The 19,584-nt window shown below is 72.9% G+C and carries 18 protein-coding genes and 1 tRNA gene; 4 read left to right on the forward strand and 15 right to left on the reverse strand.

Features of this window, described 5'->3' with window-relative positions:
* Positions 1-1,297 (reverse strand): GumC domain-containing protein (locus N869_RS03310; protein ID WP_035057823.1); only part of this gene is annotated, 1,297 nt, incomplete at its 3' end.
* A gap of 184 nt (positions 1,298-1,481) precedes the next feature.
* Here N869_RS03310 and N869_RS03315 point away from each other — a divergent pair.
* On the forward strand, positions 1,482-2,792 hold the full coding sequence (locus N869_RS03315) for an O-antigen ligase family protein (RefSeq protein WP_156968323.1): 1,311 nt from the start codon (positions 1,482-1,484) through the stop codon (positions 2,790-2,792).
* On the opposite strand, the gene N869_RS03320 is transcribed toward N869_RS03315, so the two are convergent.
* The 10 genes from N869_RS03320 to N869_RS03365 form a co-directional block, all read right to left on the reverse strand.
* Positions 2,703-3,593, reverse strand: coding sequence for a glycosyltransferase family 2 protein (locus N869_RS03320; RefSeq protein ID WP_052104921.1), 891 nt, complete (start codon positions 3,591-3,593; stop codon positions 2,703-2,705). The genes N869_RS03315 and N869_RS03320 overlap by 90 nt on opposite strands.
* A 13-nt stretch (positions 3,594-3,606) precedes the next feature.
* Positions 3,607-4,566: a glycosyltransferase family 2 protein gene (locus N869_RS03325; RefSeq protein ID WP_156968324.1), complete on the reverse strand. Its 960-nt coding sequence runs from the start codon at positions 4,564-4,566 to the stop codon at positions 3,607-3,609.
* A 31-nt stretch (positions 4,567-4,597) separates the two neighbouring features.
* Positions 4,598-5,059, reverse strand: a complete 462-nt coding sequence (locus N869_RS03330) for an adenylyltransferase/cytidyltransferase family protein (RefSeq protein ID WP_052104922.1) — start codon at positions 5,057-5,059, stop codon at positions 4,598-4,600.
* Positions 5,056-5,829, reverse strand: coding sequence for a CDP-alcohol phosphatidyltransferase family protein (locus tag N869_RS03335; RefSeq protein ID WP_232229592.1), 774 nt, complete (start codon positions 5,827-5,829; stop codon positions 5,056-5,058). The genes N869_RS03330 and N869_RS03335 overlap by 4 nt, the downstream gene beginning before the upstream one ends.
* On the reverse strand, positions 5,819-7,345 hold the full coding sequence (locus N869_RS03340) for a sugar transferase (protein ID WP_035057828.1): 1,527 nt from the start codon (positions 7,343-7,345) through the stop codon (positions 5,819-5,821). The genes N869_RS03335 and N869_RS03340 overlap by 11 nt, the downstream gene beginning before the upstream one ends.
* Before the next feature lie 95 nt (positions 7,346-7,440).
* The gene (gene pth, locus N869_RS03345; RefSeq protein ID WP_035057830.1) at positions 7,441-8,043 is read right to left on the reverse strand and encodes an aminoacyl-tRNA hydrolase; all 603 of its coding nucleotides are present in this window, start codon (positions 8,041-8,043) and stop codon (positions 7,441-7,443) included.
* 86 nt (positions 8,044-8,129) lie between these two features.
* Positions 8,130-8,711 carry a 50S ribosomal protein L25/general stress protein Ctc gene (locus N869_RS03350; protein WP_035057833.1) on the reverse strand — a complete coding sequence of 194 codons (582 nt, stop codon included), beginning with the start codon at positions 8,709-8,711 and terminating at the stop codon, positions 8,130-8,132.
* Positions 8,712-8,923: 212 nt separating this feature from the next.
* Positions 8,924-9,907: a ribose-phosphate diphosphokinase gene (locus tag N869_RS03355; RefSeq protein WP_035057835.1), complete on the reverse strand. Its 984-nt coding sequence runs from the start codon at positions 9,905-9,907 to the stop codon at positions 8,924-8,926.
* A complete protein-coding gene (gene glmU, locus N869_RS03360) occupies positions 9,904-11,493 on the reverse strand; it encodes a bifunctional UDP-N-acetylglucosamine diphosphorylase/glucosamine-1-phosphate N-acetyltransferase GlmU (protein WP_052104923.1) in 1,590 nt (529 codons plus the stop codon). The genes N869_RS03355 and glmU overlap by 4 nt, the downstream gene beginning before the upstream one ends.
* Before the next feature lie 129 nt (positions 11,494-11,622).
* Positions 11,623-11,694: transfer RNA gene (locus N869_RS03365), tRNA-Gln, on the reverse strand.
* 139 nt (positions 11,695-11,833) lie between these two features.
* On the opposite strand from N869_RS03365, the gene N869_RS03370 reads away from it, so the two are divergent.
* From N869_RS03370 to N869_RS03380, 3 genes are read left to right on the forward strand one after another with little or no spacing between them, the layout of a single operon-like run.
* On the forward strand, positions 11,834-12,490 hold the full coding sequence (locus N869_RS03370; protein ID WP_052104924.1) for a TetR/AcrR family transcriptional regulator: 657 nt from the start codon (positions 11,834-11,836) through the stop codon (positions 12,488-12,490).
* Entirely contained in the window at positions 12,487-12,975 is a 489-nt protein-coding gene (locus N869_RS03375) for a MarR family winged helix-turn-helix transcriptional regulator (protein WP_035057837.1), read from the forward strand. The genes N869_RS03370 and N869_RS03375 overlap by 4 nt, the downstream gene beginning before the upstream one ends.
* Before the next feature lie 45 nt (positions 12,976-13,020).
* On the forward strand, positions 13,021-14,835 hold the full coding sequence (locus tag N869_RS03380) for an ABC-F family ATP-binding cassette domain-containing protein (protein ID WP_035057840.1): 1,815 nt from the start codon (positions 13,021-13,023) through the stop codon (positions 14,833-14,835).
* Positions 14,836-14,878: 43 nt separating this feature from the next.
* Here N869_RS03380 and N869_RS03385 read toward each other — a convergent pair whose 3' ends face one another.
* The 4 genes from N869_RS03385 to N869_RS03400 form a co-directional block, all read right to left on the reverse strand.
* Positions 14,879-15,814: a 4-(cytidine 5'-diphospho)-2-C-methyl-D-erythritol kinase gene (locus N869_RS03385; protein WP_035057881.1), complete on the reverse strand. Its 936-nt coding sequence runs from the start codon at positions 15,812-15,814 to the stop codon at positions 14,879-14,881.
* A 37-nt stretch (positions 15,815-15,851) separates the two neighbouring features.
* Positions 15,852-16,706 carry a 16S rRNA (adenine(1518)-N(6)/adenine(1519)-N(6))-dimethyltransferase RsmA gene (rsmA, locus tag N869_RS03390; protein ID WP_035057843.1) on the reverse strand — a complete coding sequence of 285 codons (855 nt, stop codon included), beginning with the start codon at positions 16,704-16,706 and terminating at the stop codon, positions 15,852-15,854.
* A 43-nt stretch (positions 16,707-16,749) separates the two neighbouring features.
* A complete protein-coding gene (locus N869_RS03395; protein ID WP_052104925.1) occupies positions 16,750-18,003 on the reverse strand; it encodes a resuscitation-promoting factor in 1,254 nt (417 codons plus the stop codon).
* A gap of 313 nt (positions 18,004-18,316) precedes the next feature.
* Positions 18,317-19,510 (reverse strand): aggregation-promoting factor C-terminal-like domain-containing protein, encoded by a 1,194-nt coding sequence (locus N869_RS03400; RefSeq protein WP_035057887.1) that lies wholly within the window; start codon positions 19,508-19,510, stop codon positions 18,317-18,319.
* Positions 19,511-19,584 lie beyond the last annotated feature (74 nt).

The following is a 19,584-nucleotide window of genomic DNA, read 5'->3' on the forward strand; positions in this document are numbered from 1 at the left end:
GGCTCGCCGCACCCGCCGCGTGCGGGACCACGAGGACCACCGTCGCGGCCGAGCCCGGCCCACGCACGTGGTCGCGCACCTCGCGGGTGATCAGGGCGTCCGCGTCACAAGGTCCACCGGCGGGCGCACGGACCACCTCCAGCCCGCGCACGAGCCGCGAGACCTCCATCGCGCCGCCCGCGACCTGCTCCAGATCCAGCCCACTGGTCGCGTCCCGCACCTCGTCCCGGTCGCCGTCGGGCAGGACGAGGCGTACTCGGCGGTTGTCCTGCGCCAGCGCGAGCGCCAGGCCGACCGCCACATCGGGGGCGCCCGTCGCAGTGCGGTCCAGGACCGCGAGCACCCGCCCACCGTCAGGGAGGCGCGCGAGCAGAGCCTCACGGGCCGCGCGCATCCGCTCCCTGTCGACACCCTCGAGCAGCGGGACGATCTCGGTGCCCTCGAGCGTGGCGAGCACGGGGGCGTCGACGACGGCGGCGACGTCGCCGCCGCGGCGCAGGCGGCGGTTGCGCCGGTCGGCGGGGAACGCGAGCACCGCACCCAGGACGACGCCGAGCAGCACCCCCGTGGCGAGCACCATGCGGGTGCCGGGCGCGTGCACGACCGGGTTCTCCAGCGCAGGTGTCAGCACCGCGCCCCCGGAGGTGTCGATGCGCTCCAGGTCGCTCTTCTGGGCCAGGAGGCTGTCGATCTCGATGGTGACCAGGTCGCGGTCGCTGACCGCCTGGTTGGCCGTGCTGCTGCCCTCGCGGGACGACGCGATCCGGGCGTTGGCCGCGACCAGCTGCTCACGCAGGCTGACCAGCCTGGCCTCGAGCCGGGCGATCATCGACTCCAGTCGCTGCTCGGCCTGCTCGGCACGGAACTCCAGGTAGGTGGCAGCCACCATGTCCGCACCGCGCTGGGCGGCCACGGGCGTGGGGGCGGTGTAGGCGATGCGGATCACCGTGGCGTCAGCGACGGGGGTGACCTCGACGTTGCGTCGCAGCTCGCTCGAGCTGGTGCCGTCACCCAGCCGCTCGGAGGCCAGGACCGCGACCGCGTAGGACGAGGCGATCTGCGCCTCGGTGGTGCCGTCGACCAGGCCCGAGGCCGAACGGGACGCGGTGAAGGGGTCGGTCGAGATGACGTTGAGGTTGACCTCGGTCGTCGCCGTCGCGGTGCGAGGGGCCAGGACCACGTACGCGACGGTCAGGGCGGTGACCACCACCACCGTGACGGCGACCACGGGCCACCGCCGGGCCAGGACCTGGAGGTACTGTCCGATGCCGAGGTCCTCGGTGTGCGCCTGGTTCATTCCACCCTCGCTCCGTCGCTCGCTCAGCGACCTCGTGCCGATCTGGACCTGTCCTGACACAGTGGGGCAATCCGGACATACAGTGCAAGTAGATCGGGTGAGTTCGGCCCGGACTTCACCCGATTGCCGTACGACGGCGCGACCGCCCCTTGCGCCGCAGGTCACGACCGGGCGATGGTGCGGTGTGCGAAGTGTCCCGATTCGTCCCGCTGCACTGCCCCGGTGGCCCCTGGCCGTGGGGTTCGTGGGCTACCCCCTGTGGTGGGTCACGGGCATCGGGGACATGGTCTGGCCCGTGGTCGCCGCCGTCATGGCACTGCTGATGGTGCGGTGCGGAGGGATCCGCGCACCCCGGGGGTTCGGCGTCTGGGTCCTGTTCCTGGTGTGGATGGCGTTCTCGGTGATCGCGATCGACTCCGGGGGCCGCCTCATCGGCTTCACCTACCGTGCCGTGCTGTACCTCTCGGCGACGGTGGTGTTCCTGTACCTCTACAACGCCAGGACCCACCTCACCCCCAGGTACGTCGCCGGGGTGCTCACCTGCTTCTGGCTGGTGATCGTCGCCGGCGGCTACCTGGGCGTCCTGTGGCCGCTGCTGTCCTTCCGCACACCCCTGGCCGTGGTCCTGCCCGACGCGCTGCTGGCGAACGAGCTGGTGCGGGAGATGGCGATCCGTCGGGTCACCCAGTTCGACCCCGGGGCGTGGAGCGCCCTGGAACCACGACCCAGCGCCCCGTTCCTCTACACCAACGGGTGGGGCAACGCGTACTCGATCCTCACCCCCGTGGTCGTCGCCTACCTGGGTCACCTGCGCGGCACGCGACGGTTCTGGTGGCTGCTCCTGGCCCTGCCCGTCTCGCTGGTGCCCGCTCTGCTCACCCTCAACCGCGGCATGTTCATCGGCCTGGCCGTCGCCGCCCTCTACATCACCGCGCGGGCCGTCCTGGCCGGTCGGCTACGCACCGTCGCCGTGGTCGCCGCGCTCGGCGTGGTGCTCGTCGGCGTGGGGGCGGCGCTCCCCGTCCAGGAACGCCTCGGCGAACGCCTCGAGACCAGCTCGACCACCGAGGACCGTGCCGACCTGTACGCCGAGACATTCAACCGGACCCTGGAGTCACCCGTGTTCGGGCACGGCGCACCACGGCCGTCCAGCAACCCGTGGATCCCGTCCGTGGGCACCCAGGGCCAGGTGTGGATGGTGATGTTCTCCCACGGGCTACCCGCCGTCGTGCTGTTCGTCGGGTGGTTCGTGGTCGCGTTCGTGCGCTCGTGGCGACGGGCCACCTCGCTGGACCACGCCATCGGGGCGGTCCTGCTCGTCACGCTGGTGGAGATCTTCTACTACGGGATCGTCGGCACCGGGCTGGTCATCGCGATGGCAGCCGCCGCGGTCGCGATGCGACCGTCAGCCCGCACCGACCAGGACCAGACGCCCCCGCACGGCAGCGAGCCGGCGGCGGAGCTTGGCGAGCAGGAAGCGCGCCTGGCCGGTTGACAGCCGCGCGGCCGCCAGGACCATGCGCTCCTCGAAGTCGTCCAACGCGTCGAGCACGTCCGGGGTCGCCTCGGTGCACGACACGAGCCGGGCGAACCGCTCCCCCAGGAGTCGCTCCGACAGGTCGCCGTAGACCTCGCCCAACCTCGGGTCGGCCCACGACCGTGCACGCCAGGCGTCGGACGCGGTGACCTGGGCGCCGTGCACCCGGTAGGCCAGCGCAGGGGTGGCCAGGCGGGTCATCGTCCGACCCGCGAGCGCCAGGCGCACCCACAGGTCGTAGTCCTCGGACGGCAGGTCCCGGTACCCGCCCACGGCGTCCAGGGCCGAGCGGCGGGCGAGCATCGTGGGGTGCGAGACCGGGTTGGTGACCAGCAGGTGCAGGCCGAACGCGTCCGCCGAGACCGGCACCGGTGCGTTCGGACGCAGGCGACGGGCGTCGGGCCGCCAGTCCACGACCGTGCTGAAGACCACGTCGTGGCGGGCGACGGCGCGCAGCTGGCGGGTGAACCGTCCCGGCAGGACGACGTCGTCGGCGTCCATCCGGGCCACGAGCAGGCTGTCGGTGCACTCGAGCAGGTGGTTCAGCCCGCCTGCGACCCCTGCCGGGTGCTCGCCCCGCACCACGCGCAGGCGGGCGTCGTGGACCTGGGCCAGGACCTGGGGTGTCCGGTCGGAGCTGACGTCGTCGTAGACCACCAGCTCGGCGTCGCACGGCAGGGCGCGCAGCGTGGACCGGACCGCCGGTCCGACGGTCGCCTCACCGTCGCGGACCGGCATGAGCACGCTCAGACGTGGCACGGTCGGTCTCCTCTCACAGGCCGCGGCCGAAGCGGTTCACGGTCGCGACCAGCCACCCGGGGGGCGCCAGCCGCAGCGCCACCAGGAGGGCGGCGTGGGCCCGCAGCTGGCGGGGGTCCCGGCGCAGCGCCGCCCAGGCCCACCGTCGGGCCTCGGGCCGGTCACCCAGGGCGGCGTGGGCGAACGCCACCTGCCCGGCGACGCGTGCGGTGCCCCGGGGCGAGGTCTCGAACTCCGGGAACTTGGCCAGCAGGTACGACAGGCCCGCCGCGATCCCCTCCCACCGCCCGGTGAAGAACGAGGGTCGGTTCCAGTTCACGACCACCAACGGGTCGGGCACGCACCGGACGTGCCCCACCTGCGTCGCGCGGAGCAGCAGGTCGTAGTCCTCCCCGTAGGAGGCGGGGAGGTCCTCGTCGACCAGCCCGATGCTGCCGAGCAGGTCGGCCCTGCGCAGCAGGAAGCTCGACGGGTGCACCTCGGTCAGGCGGGAGGCCAGGAAGTCCTCGAAGGTCGCGGTCGTCGGGGGGGTGCGCACGTGCGCGCCGCCCTCGGACTCGATCCGGATCCCGGTGGCGACCACGGCCGCGGACGGGTCCTGCTCCCACGCGCGGACCTGCGCCCCCAGCTTGCCGGGCAGCCACGCGTCGTCGTCGTCGCAGAACGCGACGAGCTCACCGGTGGCGGCCTCGATGCCGGTGTTGCGACCGCCGGCCAGGCCGGTGGTGCGGACGTTCGGGATCGTCCGCAGGCGTCGACCCTCCGGGACGGCCACGTCGTCCAGGGTGTCGACGTCCACCTGGTCGTACACCACCACCACGTCCAGGGGCCCGGTGTAGTCCTGGGCCAGGACGGAGGCGACCGCCTGCCTCAGCAGGACGGGCCGGCCACGGGTGGCGATCACCACCGTCACCGCGGGGGCCCAGGGCAGACCGGTGTCGGTCCCTGGCATGGTCGTGCTCGTCTGGCTCATGGGGGGGTCGCTTCCGTTCGGTGAGGTCAGGTCAGGGGGCGGCGGCGGGGACGGGCCGCGTCACCGGTGCGGCTGCCCGGGTCGCGGTCACCAGGAACTCCCGGAGCATGGTCGAGGAGGTCGTGGCGGTGTAGGGGAAGTACTCCACACGCGCGCCGACCTGGGCCATCTGCTGCTCCAGTCGCTCGCCCTTGGGAGTGCCCTTCCAGTCGTCACCCTTGAACAGGACGTCGAACGGGTGCCGCTGCCAGGCCACCCGCTTGTCCGAGGAGACGTCACCGACGACGTCGTCGACGATCGCCAGGCTCCGCACGATCTCCATGCGCTCGACGTGGGGGATGACGGGCGGACGGCCCTTCATCTCGACCAGGGAACCGTCGGTGGCCACGCCGACCACCAGCCGGTCGCAACGCTCACGTGCGGATCGCAGGATCCGCAGGTGGCCGATGTGGAACATGTCGAAACCGCCTGGGACGTAGCCGACCACCGTCATGACGTGGGTCCTTTCCGTTCGTGGAGGCGCAGCCGGACGTACTTGCGTCGCATCGACACGGCGGCGTGGAAGAGGTTGAGGGCGAACATGGACGTGTAGGCGGCGACGAACAGCACGGGACCGCCCCACAGGACGAACAACCAGCAGAAGGTGCCGGTGTCGGTGGGCAGGAGCACCAGGGACTGGCGGCGCGCCGGACCCGTGGCCGGCAGCGGGGGCCTGCCCAGCAGCTGCTCGGCGAGGATCTGGCTCATGAACTGCCCCACCGCGAGGACGCAGTACGCCAAGGTCACGACCAGCGCCCAGTCCGGGGCCCCGTCACGGGCGAGCGCGACCAGGACCGCGAGATGGACGACCGGTGTGCGGATCGCGTCGACCACGTGGTCGAGCCACTCCCCGGACGGGCCGGCGGTGCCGGACAGCCGCGCGACCTGCCCGTCGGCGGAGTCCAGCACGTACCCGGCGGCCAGCAGCACCGCGACCACCACACCCGTGACCCACCCGGTGGGCAGGGCCAGGAGGGCGACGACCGCCAGGGCGGAGACCGCCGCGCTGAGGATCGTCACCGTGTTGGCCGAGACACCCAGGGCGTGCGCCGCCGCGGCGATCCGACGGGCAGCACGCCGGTTCACCCAGCGCGTGTAGGCCGGGACGCCCGCACCGGGCTTCTGCCGACTCGCCAGGAGCGCGAGCGCGGCACGGTACCGCGAGCCGGCGCCACCGGTCGGGTCGTCCTCGGACGTGGGTCGTTCCACCAGGTCAGTACGCACCGTTGCCTCCCAGCACCGCGCGGCCGGTCCGCCACAGGATCATGAGGTCCATCACCAGGGACCAGTTGTCGACGTAACGAAGGTCCAACCGCACCGACTGCTCCCAGCTGAGGTCAGAGCGCCCGGACACCTGCCACAGGCCGGTCAGGCCGGGCCGGACCCGCAGGCGCCGGTGGACGGGGTCGTCGTAGTCGGCGACCTCCTCCTGAAGAGGGGGCCTGGGCCCCACCAGGGACATGTCCCCCCGGACGACGTTGAGGAGCTGGGGCAGCTCATCGATCGAGAAGCGGCGCAGCACCGAACCGACCGGGGTGACCCTGGGGTCCGCCCGCATCTTGAACAGCACCCCGTCGGTGTCGCTGCTGCCCAGAAGCTCGTCCCGGCGCGCGTCGGAGTCCACGTACATGCTGCGCAGCTTCCACATGGTGAACGGACGACCGTCCACCCCCACCCGGGTCTGGCGGTAGAACGCCGGACCGGGGGACGTCGCCCGGACCGCGAGCGCGGCGAGCCCGATGACCGGCGCAGCCATCAGCAGGACGGCGGTCCCCACGACCAGGTCGAGCGCGCACTTGCCCATCCGCCTGCGGCGGGAGGCGCCCACCTCGACCTCCATCAGGGCCAGGCCCGCCGCGGACCTGACGGTCAGCCGGGGTCCGGCCACGTCGACCAGGCCGGGGGCGACCACCAGCTGCGCTCCGGCACGATCCAGGGCCCAGGACAACCGGCGCAGCCCGTCGCCGCTGAGGTGCGCGCCGGCCACGACGACGACCTCCACGCCCCGGTCGGCCACGACCTGGGGCACGTCCGCGACCGCCCCGATCACCGGGACCGGGAGGTCGACGGGCAGCCGGTCGGCCGACGGCAGGCACGCACCGAGGACCTGGTACCCGTGGCCACCACCGGCGCCGAGCTCGCGGACCACCTGGGTGACCTCGGGCTCCTCACCGATGACCAGGGTCCGCATCATCGCGTGGCCGCGCTGCCGGGCCCGGTGCAGCAGTCGCCGGTGCCAGAACCGACCTGCGAGGGTCACGGCGGCCAGCGCGAGGGCCCCGCTGACCAGCAGCGAACGGGGCACGTCGACCCGGGTGAGGTAGGCCAGGGCCATGAGCCCGAGCGACAGTGCTGCGGTCGAGCGCAGCACGGCCTGGTACTCGGTGGGGCCGTTGCCGAACAGGCGCGCGTCGTACCCGCGGTTGAGCCCCACGAGCAGGCAGAAGACCGTGACCGTGGCGATAACCGCCACCGCGGAGGCGGTCGTCCACCCGAGGAACGGCACGACGCCGCCCGCGGTCGCTCCTGCCGCGCAGCCCACGTCGATGGTCAGGGCCCTCGCGCGGGCGACCCCGGCCGTGGCGGCCCAGCCACCGGACGTGGCCAGGTCGTCGTTGAACTCGGTCGTGCGCTCGACGAACGGTCGCGCGGACGCCCACGAGCGTCGCGGTTCGACCGCGGCGCCCCGTCGGTCGGCGTCGGCGGTCGGCGCCAGGCTGCCCTCGGCTGCCAGTGTCACAGGTGCACCCCCAAGGTGATGTCCGATTGAGGGTATACCTGTGTGTTTAGGTTTTTGTTACCAGTATGTCCGTTTTCACCCGGACGGCGCACATCTCAGTCGGGTAGGGGTGCGTGGAACCGCTGCTGGGCCGCCGTCAGCCCGTCGTGGACGATCATCTCGACCGCGTCCGCCGCCGCGTCCAGCAGCCAGGGCAGGTCCGGACGCTCGTGCGTGGCGAAGTCCTTGAGCACGTGGTCCGCCGCGTCGCTCCGGCCGGGCGGCCGGCCCACACCCACCCGTACCCGCAGGTACGCCTTGTCGCCCAGGGCGCTGCTGATCGAGCGCAGGCCGTTGTGCCCGCCCTCACCGCCACCGGACTTGAGCCGGATCTGCGCGAAGGGGATGTCCAGCTCGTCGTGCACCACCACCACCCGGTCGACCGGGACGTCCAGGTAGGACGCGAGGGCCTTCACCGGGCCACCGGAGACGTTCATGAAGGAGTTCGGCTTGGCCAGGACCACCCTGGGGCCGGGCAGGCCACCCGGGAGCGTCCCCAGGCGGACGTCCGCCACCCGGGCCCGGGACCGGTGGGAGGTGAACGTCGCCGACGACCGGGACGCCAGCTCGTCGAGGACCATCTGCCCGACGTTGTGCCGGTTGCCCGCGTACGCCGGGCCCGGGTTGCCGAGTCCCACGACCAACCAGGGTGCAGCCATCGTCTCCGCCCTCGTGACAGCGGCGGCGTCCGACCCCTCAGGGACCGGACGCCGCCACACCTTCAGAAGATCTGCCAGACCCAGGATCAGGCCTCCGCGGCCTCGCCGTCGGCGGCGTCGCCCGCGTCGCCCTTGGCGCGCGGCGCGGTGACCGTCACGATGATGTCCTTCGGGTCGCCCAGGTACGCCGAGCCCTCGGGCAGGACCAGGTCGGACCCGCGGACCTGGGTCTCCTGCAAGCCCTCGATCGAGACGTCGATCGACTCCGGCAGGTGGGTGGCCTCGGCCTCGAGCTGCACGGTCTGGCTCTCGACCATGTGGATGGTGCCGGGGAACGACTCGCCCACCACGTGCACAGGGACCTCGACCGTGACCTTCTCACCCTTGCGGACCGCGAGCATGTCCACGTGCTCGATCACGTTCTTGACCGGGTCGCGCTGCACGTCCTTGGCGATGGCCAGGTAGCGCTCGCCGTCCAGCTCCAGCGCGAACAGCGCGTTCGCGTGCTTCAGCGCGAGCATCGTCTGGTGGCCCGGGAGGGTGATGTGCACCGGGTCCTCGCCGTGGCCGTAGAGGACCGCGGGGATCTGGTGGGCCCGTCGGATGCGGCGGGCAGCGCCCTTGCCGAACTCGGTACGGGCGGTGGCGGGGAGGGTGATCTCGGACACGGTGGGACTCCTGAAGGACGTGCGGGACGGGACAGTGGCTGTCGACCACCCGACATCGCGGGTGCTGCAGCGGGCGGCGGCCTCGGCGCGGGGCGCAGGACGGACGCGCGCTCACGACCGCCGCGTCGATCACGGAGCGGAGCCGGGCTCCCGCAGGATCCTCACCGGCCGTCCGACGTCCCTCGCCGAGGCAACCCGGAGAGTCTACCCGCTCAGACGGCCCCGTCGAACAACGAGGTCACGGACCCGTCGTCGAACACCTCACGGATGGCGCGGGCGATCAGCGGCGCGATCGACAGGATCGTCAGGCCCTCGAACAGCCGGTCGTCGGCGATCGGCAACGTGTCGGTCACGATGACCTCACGCGCGCCGCACTCCGCCAGGCGCTGGGGGGCGGGGTCGGACAGCACCCCGTGCGTCGCGGCCACGATCACGTCCCGTGCGCCGGCCGCGAGCAGCACCCGCACGGCCTCGGCGATCGTGCCGCCGGTGTCGATCAGGTCGTCCGCCAGGATGCAGGTGCGACCCTCGACGTCGCCGACCACCCGGTTGGCGACCGCCCGGTTGGGACGGGTGATGTCCCGCGTCTTGTGGATGAACGCCAGGGGGCAGCCCCCCAGCTTCGCGGCCCACTGCTCGGCCACCCGGATGCGGCCCGCGTCCGGGGAGACCACCGCGATGTTCGTGGGGTCCACCCGGGTCCGCACGTAGTCCACCAGCAGAGGCATCGCCCACAGGTGGTCCACGGGGCCGTTGAAGAACCCCTGGGTCTGCGCGGCGTGCAGGTCCACGCTCATCAGCCGGTCCGCCCCGGCGGTGCGGAACAGGTCGGCCATCAACCGGGCCGAGATCGGCTCACGGCCACGGTGCTTCTTGTCCTGGCGGGAGTACCCGTAGAACGGCTGCACCACCGTGATCGTCTTGGCAGAGGCACGCTTCAGGGCGTCGACCATGAGCAGCTGCTCCATGATCCACTGGTTGATGGGGGCGGTGTGGCTCTGCAGGACGAACGCGTCCGCGCCCCGGACGCTCTCACCGAACTGCACGTAGATCTCGCCGTTGGCGAAGTCGTAGGCCGTGGTCGGCACCAGCTCGACCCCCAGCTCCTTGGAGACGTCCTCCGCGAGCTCGGGGTGCGCCCGGCCCGAGAGCAGGACCAGCCGCTTCTCGCCGTCGTGCGACGTCAGTCCCGTCACCGCTGCCCCTCCTGGCCCTCGCCGTTGCCGTCGGCACCGCGGGCGAGCTCGGCCCGCGCCTGCGGCGACAACGCCTCAGGGCCGTCGTCGTCCTCACCGAGCGCCACCGCCGCCGCCCGCGCCGAGGGCGACTGCGGCCTGCGGCGCAGCACCCAGCGGTCCAGGGTGCGCTGCGGGGCGGTGTTGATGCCCAGGGCCCCGGGGCCCACGTCCCGGCGGATCACCGAACCGGCGCCGGTGTAGGCGCCGTCACCCAACGTCACCGGCGCGACCAGGGCGTTCTGCGACCCGATCCGCACGTGCGCGCCCACCGACGTGTGGTGCTTGGCGACGCCGTCGTAGTTCACGAAGATCGTGCCCGCACCCACGTTGGACTGCTCCCCGATGGTCGCGTCCCCCACGTAGGACAGGTGCGGGACCTTCGAACCGGTCCCGATGCGCGCGTTCTTCGTCTCGACGAACGCACCGATCTTGCCGTCGGCACCCAGGTCCGTACCCGGACGCAGGTAGCTGAACGGGCCCACCACGGCGCCGGCGCCGACCTTCGCACCCGAGCCGTGGCTGCGGACGACCTGGGCGCCCACGCCGACCTCCACGTCGGTCAGCGTCGTGTCCGGCCCCACGACCGCGCCGGAGGCCACGTGCGTGCGGCCGTACAGCTGCGTCCCGGGCAGCAGGGTGACGTCGCGCTCCAGCCGTACGTCCACGTCGACCCAGGTCGTCGCCGGGTCCACCACCGTCACGCCCTCGAGCATCCACTCCTGCAGCACGCGGCGGTTCAGCTCGGCACGCAGCACCGACATCTGGGCACGGTCGTTGACACCCTCGACCAGGACCGGGTCGTCGACCCGCAGGGCACGCACCGACCCCCCGTCGCGACGGGCGATCGCCACGACGTCGGTCAGGTACACCTCGCCCTGGGCGTTGTCCTGCCCCAGGCGACCGAGCGCGTCGCGGAGGACCGCCGCGTCGAACACGTACACCGAGGAGTTGATCTCGCGGATCCGGCGCTGGTCGTCGGTGGCGTCGCGGTGCTCCACGATCTCGCTGACCTCACCGGTGGTCGCGTCCCGCACGACCCGGCCGTACCCGGTCGCGTCCTCCAGCTCGGTGGTCAGCACCGTCACGACGTTGCCGTCGCTGACGTGCGCCTCCAGCAGCTCGGCCAACGTCGGGCCGTCCAGCAGGGGGATGTCACCGGCCAGGACCACCACCGGGCCCTCCAGCCGCGCCTCGACCGGCCCGTCGCCGCCGTCCTCGGAGTGCCGGCGCGCGCGCTCGGCCTGGGCGGCGGCGTCCAGCACGCCCAGACCGCACTGCACCGCCCGGCCGGTGCCGGGGATCTCGTCCTGGTCCGCGACCACCACACCGGGGTCGACCTCCAGGGCGTGGGCGGCGACCGCCTCACGCTCGTGGCGGACGACCACCGCCACGCGGTGCGGGTCCAACGCACGGGCGGCCGCCAGGGCGTGGCCCAGCATCGACCGGCCGCCCAGCGTGTGCAGGACCTTGGGGGTGGCTGACCGCATGCGGGTGCCCTCGCCTGCGGCGAGGACGATCACGGCGGCGGGGCGGGCGGTGGTCACTCGTGGCTCCCGTCGGGTGTACCGGCCTGGTAGACGTCCCCGGCCAGAGCAGGGGCGCCGAGCCGGACCGTTGAGGGCCCGGCGCGGCCACTCTACAGTCGCCGGACGCACCGACCCCCAGGACGTGGGCTCCGCCCCCAGGATTCGAACCTGGACTGCACGGCTCCAAAGGCCGGCGTGCTGCCGTTACACCAGGGCGGACCGACCGTCGGCACCGACGAGCCGTGTACCACCGGCCCGCAGCCGTCGCCGTGCAGCCGGGACGGTGCACCAGTCTGCCAGGGGTTCACGGCATGATGGGACGGTGGCCACCTCGAGCAGACGCACCCCCCGAGCCCGGATGACCGGCTCGCAGCGGCGCGCCCAGCTGCTCGACGTCGGCCGCACCCTGTTCGCCGAGAAGGGCTTCGAGGGCACCAGCGTCGAGGAGATCGCCGCACGCGCGCAGGTCTCCAAGCCGGTCGTCTACGAGCACTTCGGAGGCAAGGAGGGCGTCTACGCCGTGGTCGTGGACCGAGAGGTCCAGGCGCTCACCGCCGCGCTGACCGGCGCGCTGGAGGCAGGTGGACACCCCCAGGTGCTGGTCGAGCGCACAGCCCTGGCCCTGCTGGACTACATCGAGTCCTCCACCGACGGCTTCCGCATCCTGGTGCGCGACTCGCCGGTCGCCCAGACCACCGGGACGTTCTCCAGCCTGATCGGCGACGTGGCGATGCAGGTCGAGCACCTGCTGGCCGACCAGTTCACCCGCCGCGGCCTGGACCCCCGCACCGCACCCATCTACGCCCAGATGCTCGTCGGCATGGTCGCCCTCACCGGCCAGTACTGGCTCGACGCCCGCCACCCCGACAAGACCTCCGTGGCCGCTCACCTGGTCAACCTCGCCTGGTACGGCCTGTCCGGTCTCCAGCACTCCCCCGCCCTGCGCGGGCCCGGCGAGACCGGACCGGGCACGGCCGCGCAGCACGGGACCGGGGAACGCGGGACACCCGCATGACCGACGAGGTCGACCGGATCGTCGAGGCGTGGCAGCGCGAACGCCCCGACCTGGACGTCGCACCCCTGGCCGTCCTCTCCCGGGTCAGCCGCCTGGCGCGGCACCTGGACCACGCGCGCCGCGGTGCGTTCGCCCGCCACGAGCTCGAGCTGTGGGAGTTCGACGTCCTCTCGGCGCTGCGCCGGGCCGGGGAGCCCTACCAGCTGTCCCCCGGCGCGCTGGTCACCCAGACCCTGGTCACCAGCGGCACCATGACCAACCGCATCGACCGGCTCGCCGCCCGTGGCCTGGTCGAGCGTCTGCCCGCCCCCGCCGACAGACGCGGCGTCCTGGTGCGGCTCACCGCCGCCGGCCGCACCCGGGTGGACGGGGCGCTGGAGGACCTCCTGCGGGTCGAGCGCGGACTGCTCGGAGGCCTCGCGGTCGAGGACCGCGAGACGCTCGCGACCCTGCTGCGCGTGCTCGTGGCGCCGTTCGACGCCTGACCGACGTCCGGCCGCCCCCCGCGGCACCCCTACCCTGGTGAGGACATGGCGCATCTCCTGGGGGCCGAGGCCCTGCACCTTCAGTTCCCGACCAAGGTCGTCTTCGACTCCGTCTCGCTCGGCGTCAACGAGGGCGACCGCATCGGCATCGTCGGCCGCAACGGCGACGGCAAGTCCAGCCTGCTGGCCATGCTCGCCGGGCGGCTGCAGCCCGACTCCGGCCGGGTCACCGTGCGCGGCGGGGTCACCATCGGGGTCCTGGACCAGGCCGACACCCTCGACGACACCGACACCGTCGGGCACGCCGTCGTCGGCGACGCACCCGAGCACCAGTGGGCCGGGGACCCCCGCATCCGGGACGTCATCTCCGGGTTGCTCACCGACCTCCCGTGGGACGCCGTGCTCGGCACCCTCTCGGGCGGACAACGGCGCCGCGTCGCCCTGGCACGGCTCCTCGCCGGCGACGACGACGTCCTGGCACTGGACGAGCCCACCAACCACCTCGACGTCGAGGCCATCACCTGGCTCGCCGGGCACCTGCGCCGACGATGGGCCACCAGCGCCGGCGGCCTGCTGGTCGTCACCCACGACCGGTGGTTCCTCGACGAGGTGTGCACCCTCACCTGGGAGGTCCACGACCAGGTCGTCGAACCCTTCGAGGGCGGGTACGCCGCGTACGTGCTGCAACGCGTGGAACGCGACCGACAGGCGGCCGCCACCGAGGCACGCCGCCAGAACCTGGCCCGCAAGGAGCTCGCCTGGCTGCGCCGCGGCGCCCCCGCCCGGACGTCCAAACCCAAGTTCCGCATCGACGCAGCCAACGCCCTCATCGCCGACGTCCCGGAGATCCGCGACAGCGTGAGCCTGCGGTCCCTGGCCGTGTCCCGGCTGGGCAAGGACGTCATCGACGTGGTGGACGTGTCCGTGTCCTACGGCGAGCACCAGGTGCTCCGCGACGTCGAGTGGCGTCTGGCACCCGGTGAACGCACCGGCGTCCTCGGCGTCAACGGCTCGGGCAAGTCCACCCTGCTCGGGCTGCTGCAGGGCACCGTGGCCCCGTCGACAGGGCGGGTCAAGCGGGGCAAGACCGTCAAGGTCACCGCCCTGTCCCAGCGCCTCGACGAGCTCGAGGACCATCTGGACGACCCCGTGCGGGTCGTCGTCTCGCGGCTACGGACCAGCTACACCTTCGGCACCGGCTCCAAGGCGCAGGAGCTCACCCCCGGCCAGCTGCTCGAACGCCTGGGATTCGCCTCGGAGCAGCTCTCCACCCCCGTCAAGGACCTGTCCGGTGGGCAGAAGCGGCGCCTGCAGCTGCTGCTCGTCCTGCTCGACCAGCCGAACGTGCTGATCCTGGACGAGCCCACCAACGACCTGGACACCGACATGCTCGCCGCGATGGAGGACCTTCTGGACTCCTGGCCCGGGACCCTGGTGGTCGTGTCCCACGACCGGTACTTCCTGGAGCGGGTCACCGACCAGCAGCACGCGATCCTCGACGGGCGGCTGCGGCACCTGCCCGGAGGGGTCGAGGAGTACCTGCGGCTGCGCCGTGAGGGGCACGGGTCCAGCACGGCGTCATCCCGCGCCGCCGCGAGCACCCACGAGGACGACGGGTCCCGGCCGACCGCGGCCATGACCGGCGGGGAGCGCCGTGCGGCGCAGAAGGAGCTCGCCTCGCTCGAGCGCCGCATCAGCAGGCTCACCCAGGAGATCGACACCGCACGAGCCAGGCTGGCCGAGCACGACCAGTCCGACTACGTCGGGCTCGCGGAGCGATCCCAGCACATCGAAGGCCTCGTGGACCAGGTGACAGAGCTGGAGGAGCGCTGGTACTCGCTCGGCGAGACCGTCGAGTGAGCCCGAGCGGCCCGCTCCCGACCCCGTACCCCTACCCCTCGCCCTAGCCCTTGCCCTCGTGCGCGACCGAGGACCCGACCAGCCGGGCCCCACCGACCGGGCCCGCCGCGCACCGCACGTCGTCGGCCACCCCGGCCGCCGTCATCGCCGCCGCCACCGTGGTCGCGTGCTGCTGGCTGCGCGCCAGCGCCGCGACCGTCGGGCCCGACCCACTGACCAGCACCCCCAGGGCCCCGGCCTCCTCTGCGACCACCAAGGTCTCGACCAGGTGCGGGGCGAGCTCGAGCGCCGCCGGCTGCAGGTCGTTGACGAGCGCGGCACCGACCGCCTCAGGATCACCGGACCGCAACGCCTGCATCAGCGCCCGGTCCGGTTCCGGTTCGCCGTCCACCCCACCGAGGATCTCGTCGAACGTCCGGTACACCTGCGGGGTCGACAGCCCCTGCTCCTGGATGCCCAGGGCCCAGTGGTACTCACCGCGCGACATCGCCGGGCTCAGCAGGTGGCCCCGGCCGCGCCCCACGGCCGTCTGACCGACCAGGGCGAACGGCACGTCCGAGCCGAGCTCGGCACCGAGCTCGAGGAGCTGGTCACGGGACATGCCCGTGCCCCACAGCGCGTCGCAGGCCACGAGCGCAGCCGCGGCGTCCGCCGAGCCCCCGGCCATGCCCCCCGCCACCGGGACACCCTTGGCCAGGTGCAGGTGGACCTCGGGCTCCACCCCGGCGGCCTCGGCCAACAGGTGGGCAGCCCGCAACGCGAGGTTCGAGGAGTCGGTGGGAACCCTCTCGGCCTGCGGCCCGCTGACCGTCAGCCCAGGCTCGTCGGACGGGGTGGCCGTGACCTCCTCGTACAGGGAGACCGCCTGGAACACCGTCGCCAACGGGTGGTAGCCGTCCGCCTGGCGCCGGCCCACGGCCAGCCCGAGGTTGATCTTCGCTGGTGCGCGCACGCACACCGCCGGGAGGGACCTGCTCACCGGAACACCCTCCCACGGGAGCGACGCGTGCACCCGGTCACAGGTCTGCCAACGCCTCGGCTACCCGTGCGAAACCCACAACGTCGACCCTCTCGCCCCGGGTCGAGGGGTCCACGCCCGCGGCCCGCAACGCACGCTCGGCACGATCGGCCCCGCCCGCGACCCCCGCCAGCGCCGAGCGCAACGTCTTGCGCCGCTGCGCGAACGCGGCGTCCACGACCGCGAAGACCGCCTCGCGGGTGACGGTGGTGGACGGGGGGTCACGTCGCTCGAGCGCCACCAGCGCCGAGTCGACCCTGGGCACCGGCCAGAACACCGCCCGGCCCACCGAGCCGGCACGCCGGGCCGTGGCGTACCAGGCGGCCTTGGCCGAGGGGATCCCGTAGGTGCGCGAGCCGGGAGGTGCGACCAGTCGGTCGGCGACCTCGGACTGGACCATCACCAGAACCCGCTCCAGCGTCGGGAACCGTTCCAGGAACGTCAGCAGCACCGGCACCGCGACGTTGTACGGCAGGTTGGCGACCAGCGCGGTCGGCGCCGGACCGGGCAGGTCCGTCACCGTCAGGGCGTCGGCGTGCAGCACGGTGAACCGCTCGACCGCCCCGGGCATGCGCTCGGCCACGGTCGTGGGCAGCCGGCCCGCCAGCAGCGGGTCGATCTCGACCGCGACCACCTGGGCGCCGGCCTCCAGCAGGCCCAGGGTCAGCGACCCCAGGCCGGGGCCGACCTCGACGACGGGGTCGCCCGGGGCCACCTGGGCGATGCGGACGATGCGTCGCACCGTGCCCGCGTCCACCACGAAGTTCTGCCCCCAGGTCTTGGTGGGCCGGACACCCAGACGCCCCGCCAGGTCCCGGATGCTCGAGGGACCCAGCAGGGCGTCGGTGGTCATGGCAGGAGCCTACGGGCTCCGCGCAGCGAGGGGCTGTGCGTGATCAGCGCAGCCCGAGCTTCGACGAGCACGCGGGCCACTGGCCCCACCCGGAGCGCGCCTGCAGGATCTTGGCCCGCTCGGTCTGCTCGGCGGGCGTGGCCTCCGACGGGAGCCCACTGCCACCGACCGAGCGCCAGGTGTCGACACGGAACTGGTAGAGCCCGTGGTACAGGCCGTTGGACGACACGATCGAGGGGTTGCCGCCCGACTCGCACCGGGCCAGCTGGGCCCAGACGTCGTCCCCGACGCTGCTCGACGTGCCCGAGGACGACCCGCCGGAGGACGAGGAGCCGCCACCGGAGCCGGACGACGAGCCGGAGGAGGACGACGGTGCCCGGGTGGCCGTGGGACGCGGGGCCGGGCGGGCCTTGCTGCCCTCCTGCACCACGTGGGTCCGGGGCTCACGGGTCACACGGTCCGACAGCAGGACGCGGGACTCCTCCTCGCCGTCGACCAGGATCAGGCGGTGCACGCGGGTGCGCTCGCCGGGCCGACCCTCGGTCGCCACCCGGGACTCGCCCACGAACAGCTCGTCGGTCTGCTCGGTGCGGGACTCGAACTCGATCTCCCGCGTCGAGGTGCGCTCCTCGGCCGTGACCCGCTCGAGGACCACGGTGAGCTGGCCGGAGTCCTCGTCGGTCCCCACCGAGACACGGTCGAGCTCACCGACGGTGAGGTCCAGACCGGCCAGCACCGAGGACAGGCCCTGGCTGCCGTCGGCGACCTCGTGGGTCTCGCCGTCGGCGAGGACCAGGACGGGTCCGGCGTCGGCGAGCAGCACCGACAGGTCGGCACGCTCGGCCGAGGAGCTGCGGGAGGCGACGAGGCGGACGTCGTCGCCTCGGCCGGCGAGGGTCGCGAGGACCTCGTCCGCCGTGAGGGCCGTCGTCCAGACGCGGGCCTCGTCACCGTCGGCGTCGACCGTCACCTGACGCGCCGTGCGGACCACGACCTCGTCCCCGCTGCGCAGCGACTCCTCCAGGGACGGGACGACCTCGTCACGCTCACCCACGGTGACGTCGTTGTCGGCCAGGACGCCCTCGACGCTGCCGGCGAAGGTCGAGACCTGCACGACCTCGCCGTCGACGTCCAGGGTGACGGTCTTGTGGGCGACGGCGACGGCCGAGCCGCCGGCCACCACGACCAGGGCCGTGGACATCGCCGCGATGCGCAGCGGTGTGAGTCGACGGGTGGTGCGGGGGCGTGCAGCAGCGTTCGAGTTCACAGGGTTCCAGACGTCGGGCTTCCCGGGCACAGGGAGCGGGTGGTCTCGACCTGGCCACGCGGACGTCCGTCTGCGTGGGACGTGAGAACGTCCGGTCGTCCCGCCTCCCTGATCCGGCCATCGGGACCGGACCCGTCCGGCGGGCCCGACCCGCCGCTCAGCACCGGCTGGTCCGGCGGGTCCCGGTCGGCGGGACCTGAGCGGTCCGGGACAGGTCGTGCCCCGGCCGCAACGAGCGACACGCGACCGTAACCCATTCGTGATGTGGATAGGAACCCCGCAAGGGGCGTGATGTGCTGTGGCGACCACCACACCGGGACACCGGCGGGCGGGGATGTCCCGATCAGTACCAGTTGCGGGCCTGGGAGTGCGCCCACGCCCCGCACGGGTTCCCGTAGCGGTTGGCGATGTAGCCCAGGCCCCACGTGATCTGGGTGCGGGGGTTCGTCCGCCAGTCCGACCCCGCCGAGGCCATCTTCGAGCCCGGCAGCGACTGGGGGATCCCGTACGCGCCGCTCGAGGGGTTCTCGGCCGTGACCCGCCAGTTGCTCTCCTTGGTCCACAGGCTGTCCAGGCACGCGAACTGGGCCTCGTCCCATCCCCGCGCGAGGACCATCTCCAGGGCGATCGCCCGCGACGTACCCGGTGCGACGTCCACGACCACCGGGTCGGGCTCCTCCATGGTGCCGACGCGCACCACACGGTCCACCGGCTCCCGTACCGTGACCTCGGCCAGGACGGTCCGCCCGACCTCGACCCCACCGGCCTCCTTGGCGACGTAGGTCAGCACCCGCAGACCCTCGCGGCCCTCGGTCACCACCACCTCACGCCCCTCGAGCAGCCGCGGGTCCTCCTGCTCGACCGTCTCGAACGGCTGGGTCGTCGTCTCGGAGCGGGTCACCGCATCGACCCGGGTGACCATCACGAGCAACCCGTCGACCGCCGCCGCATCCAGCGGGACCGAGACCGTGTCGTCCGGCCCCAGGACCGTCCCGGCCTCCCGGAGCACCTCACGGACGGTCATCGCGTTGGTCGTCAGGGCCGCCGGTCGGCCGTCCACCACGACGTGCACCGTCTTGGGCGTCGAGAACCGCATCATCCCCGCCGCGTCCACGCGCGCCGACCGGGACACCGAGGTGCGGACCTGCTCGTCCCTGAGGCCGAGGTCGGCAAGGACCTCGCCGACGGTCAGCGCCGTGGTCCACAACGACCGCTCCTCGCCGTCGACCTCGACCACCACCTGGCGACCGTGCCGCACCACGACCTCGGCAGACCGTGCGAGGGTCTCACCCGGGCCCGGGGCCACCACGTCATGGGTACCGACGACCACCCCGTGGGCCCCCAGCACGTCACCGACCGTGCGCCCGAACGCGGTCACGGTGCGGCGCTCGCCGTCCACGTCCAGCACCACGGTCTTGTGCAGGCCGGCGAACGCGGTGGTGCCACCCACCACGACGGCCAGGACCAGCGCCTGGCCCACCAGGCGGACCCGCGCACGTGACCAGCGGTGCCGGGTCCGTCGCGGGTGCTGGGTCACGAGCGATCCGTCCGTCGGGGTCACAGGTACTGGTGGGGGGACCAGGTGGGCGCCCGCCCCGGTCCCGTGGCACA

The organism is Cellulomonas bogoriensis 69B4 = DSM 16987 (assembly GCF_000767165.1).
In the GTDB taxonomy this organism is placed as follows: domain Bacteria; phylum Actinomycetota; class Actinomycetes; order Actinomycetales; family Cellulomonadaceae; genus Actinotalea; species Actinotalea bogoriensis.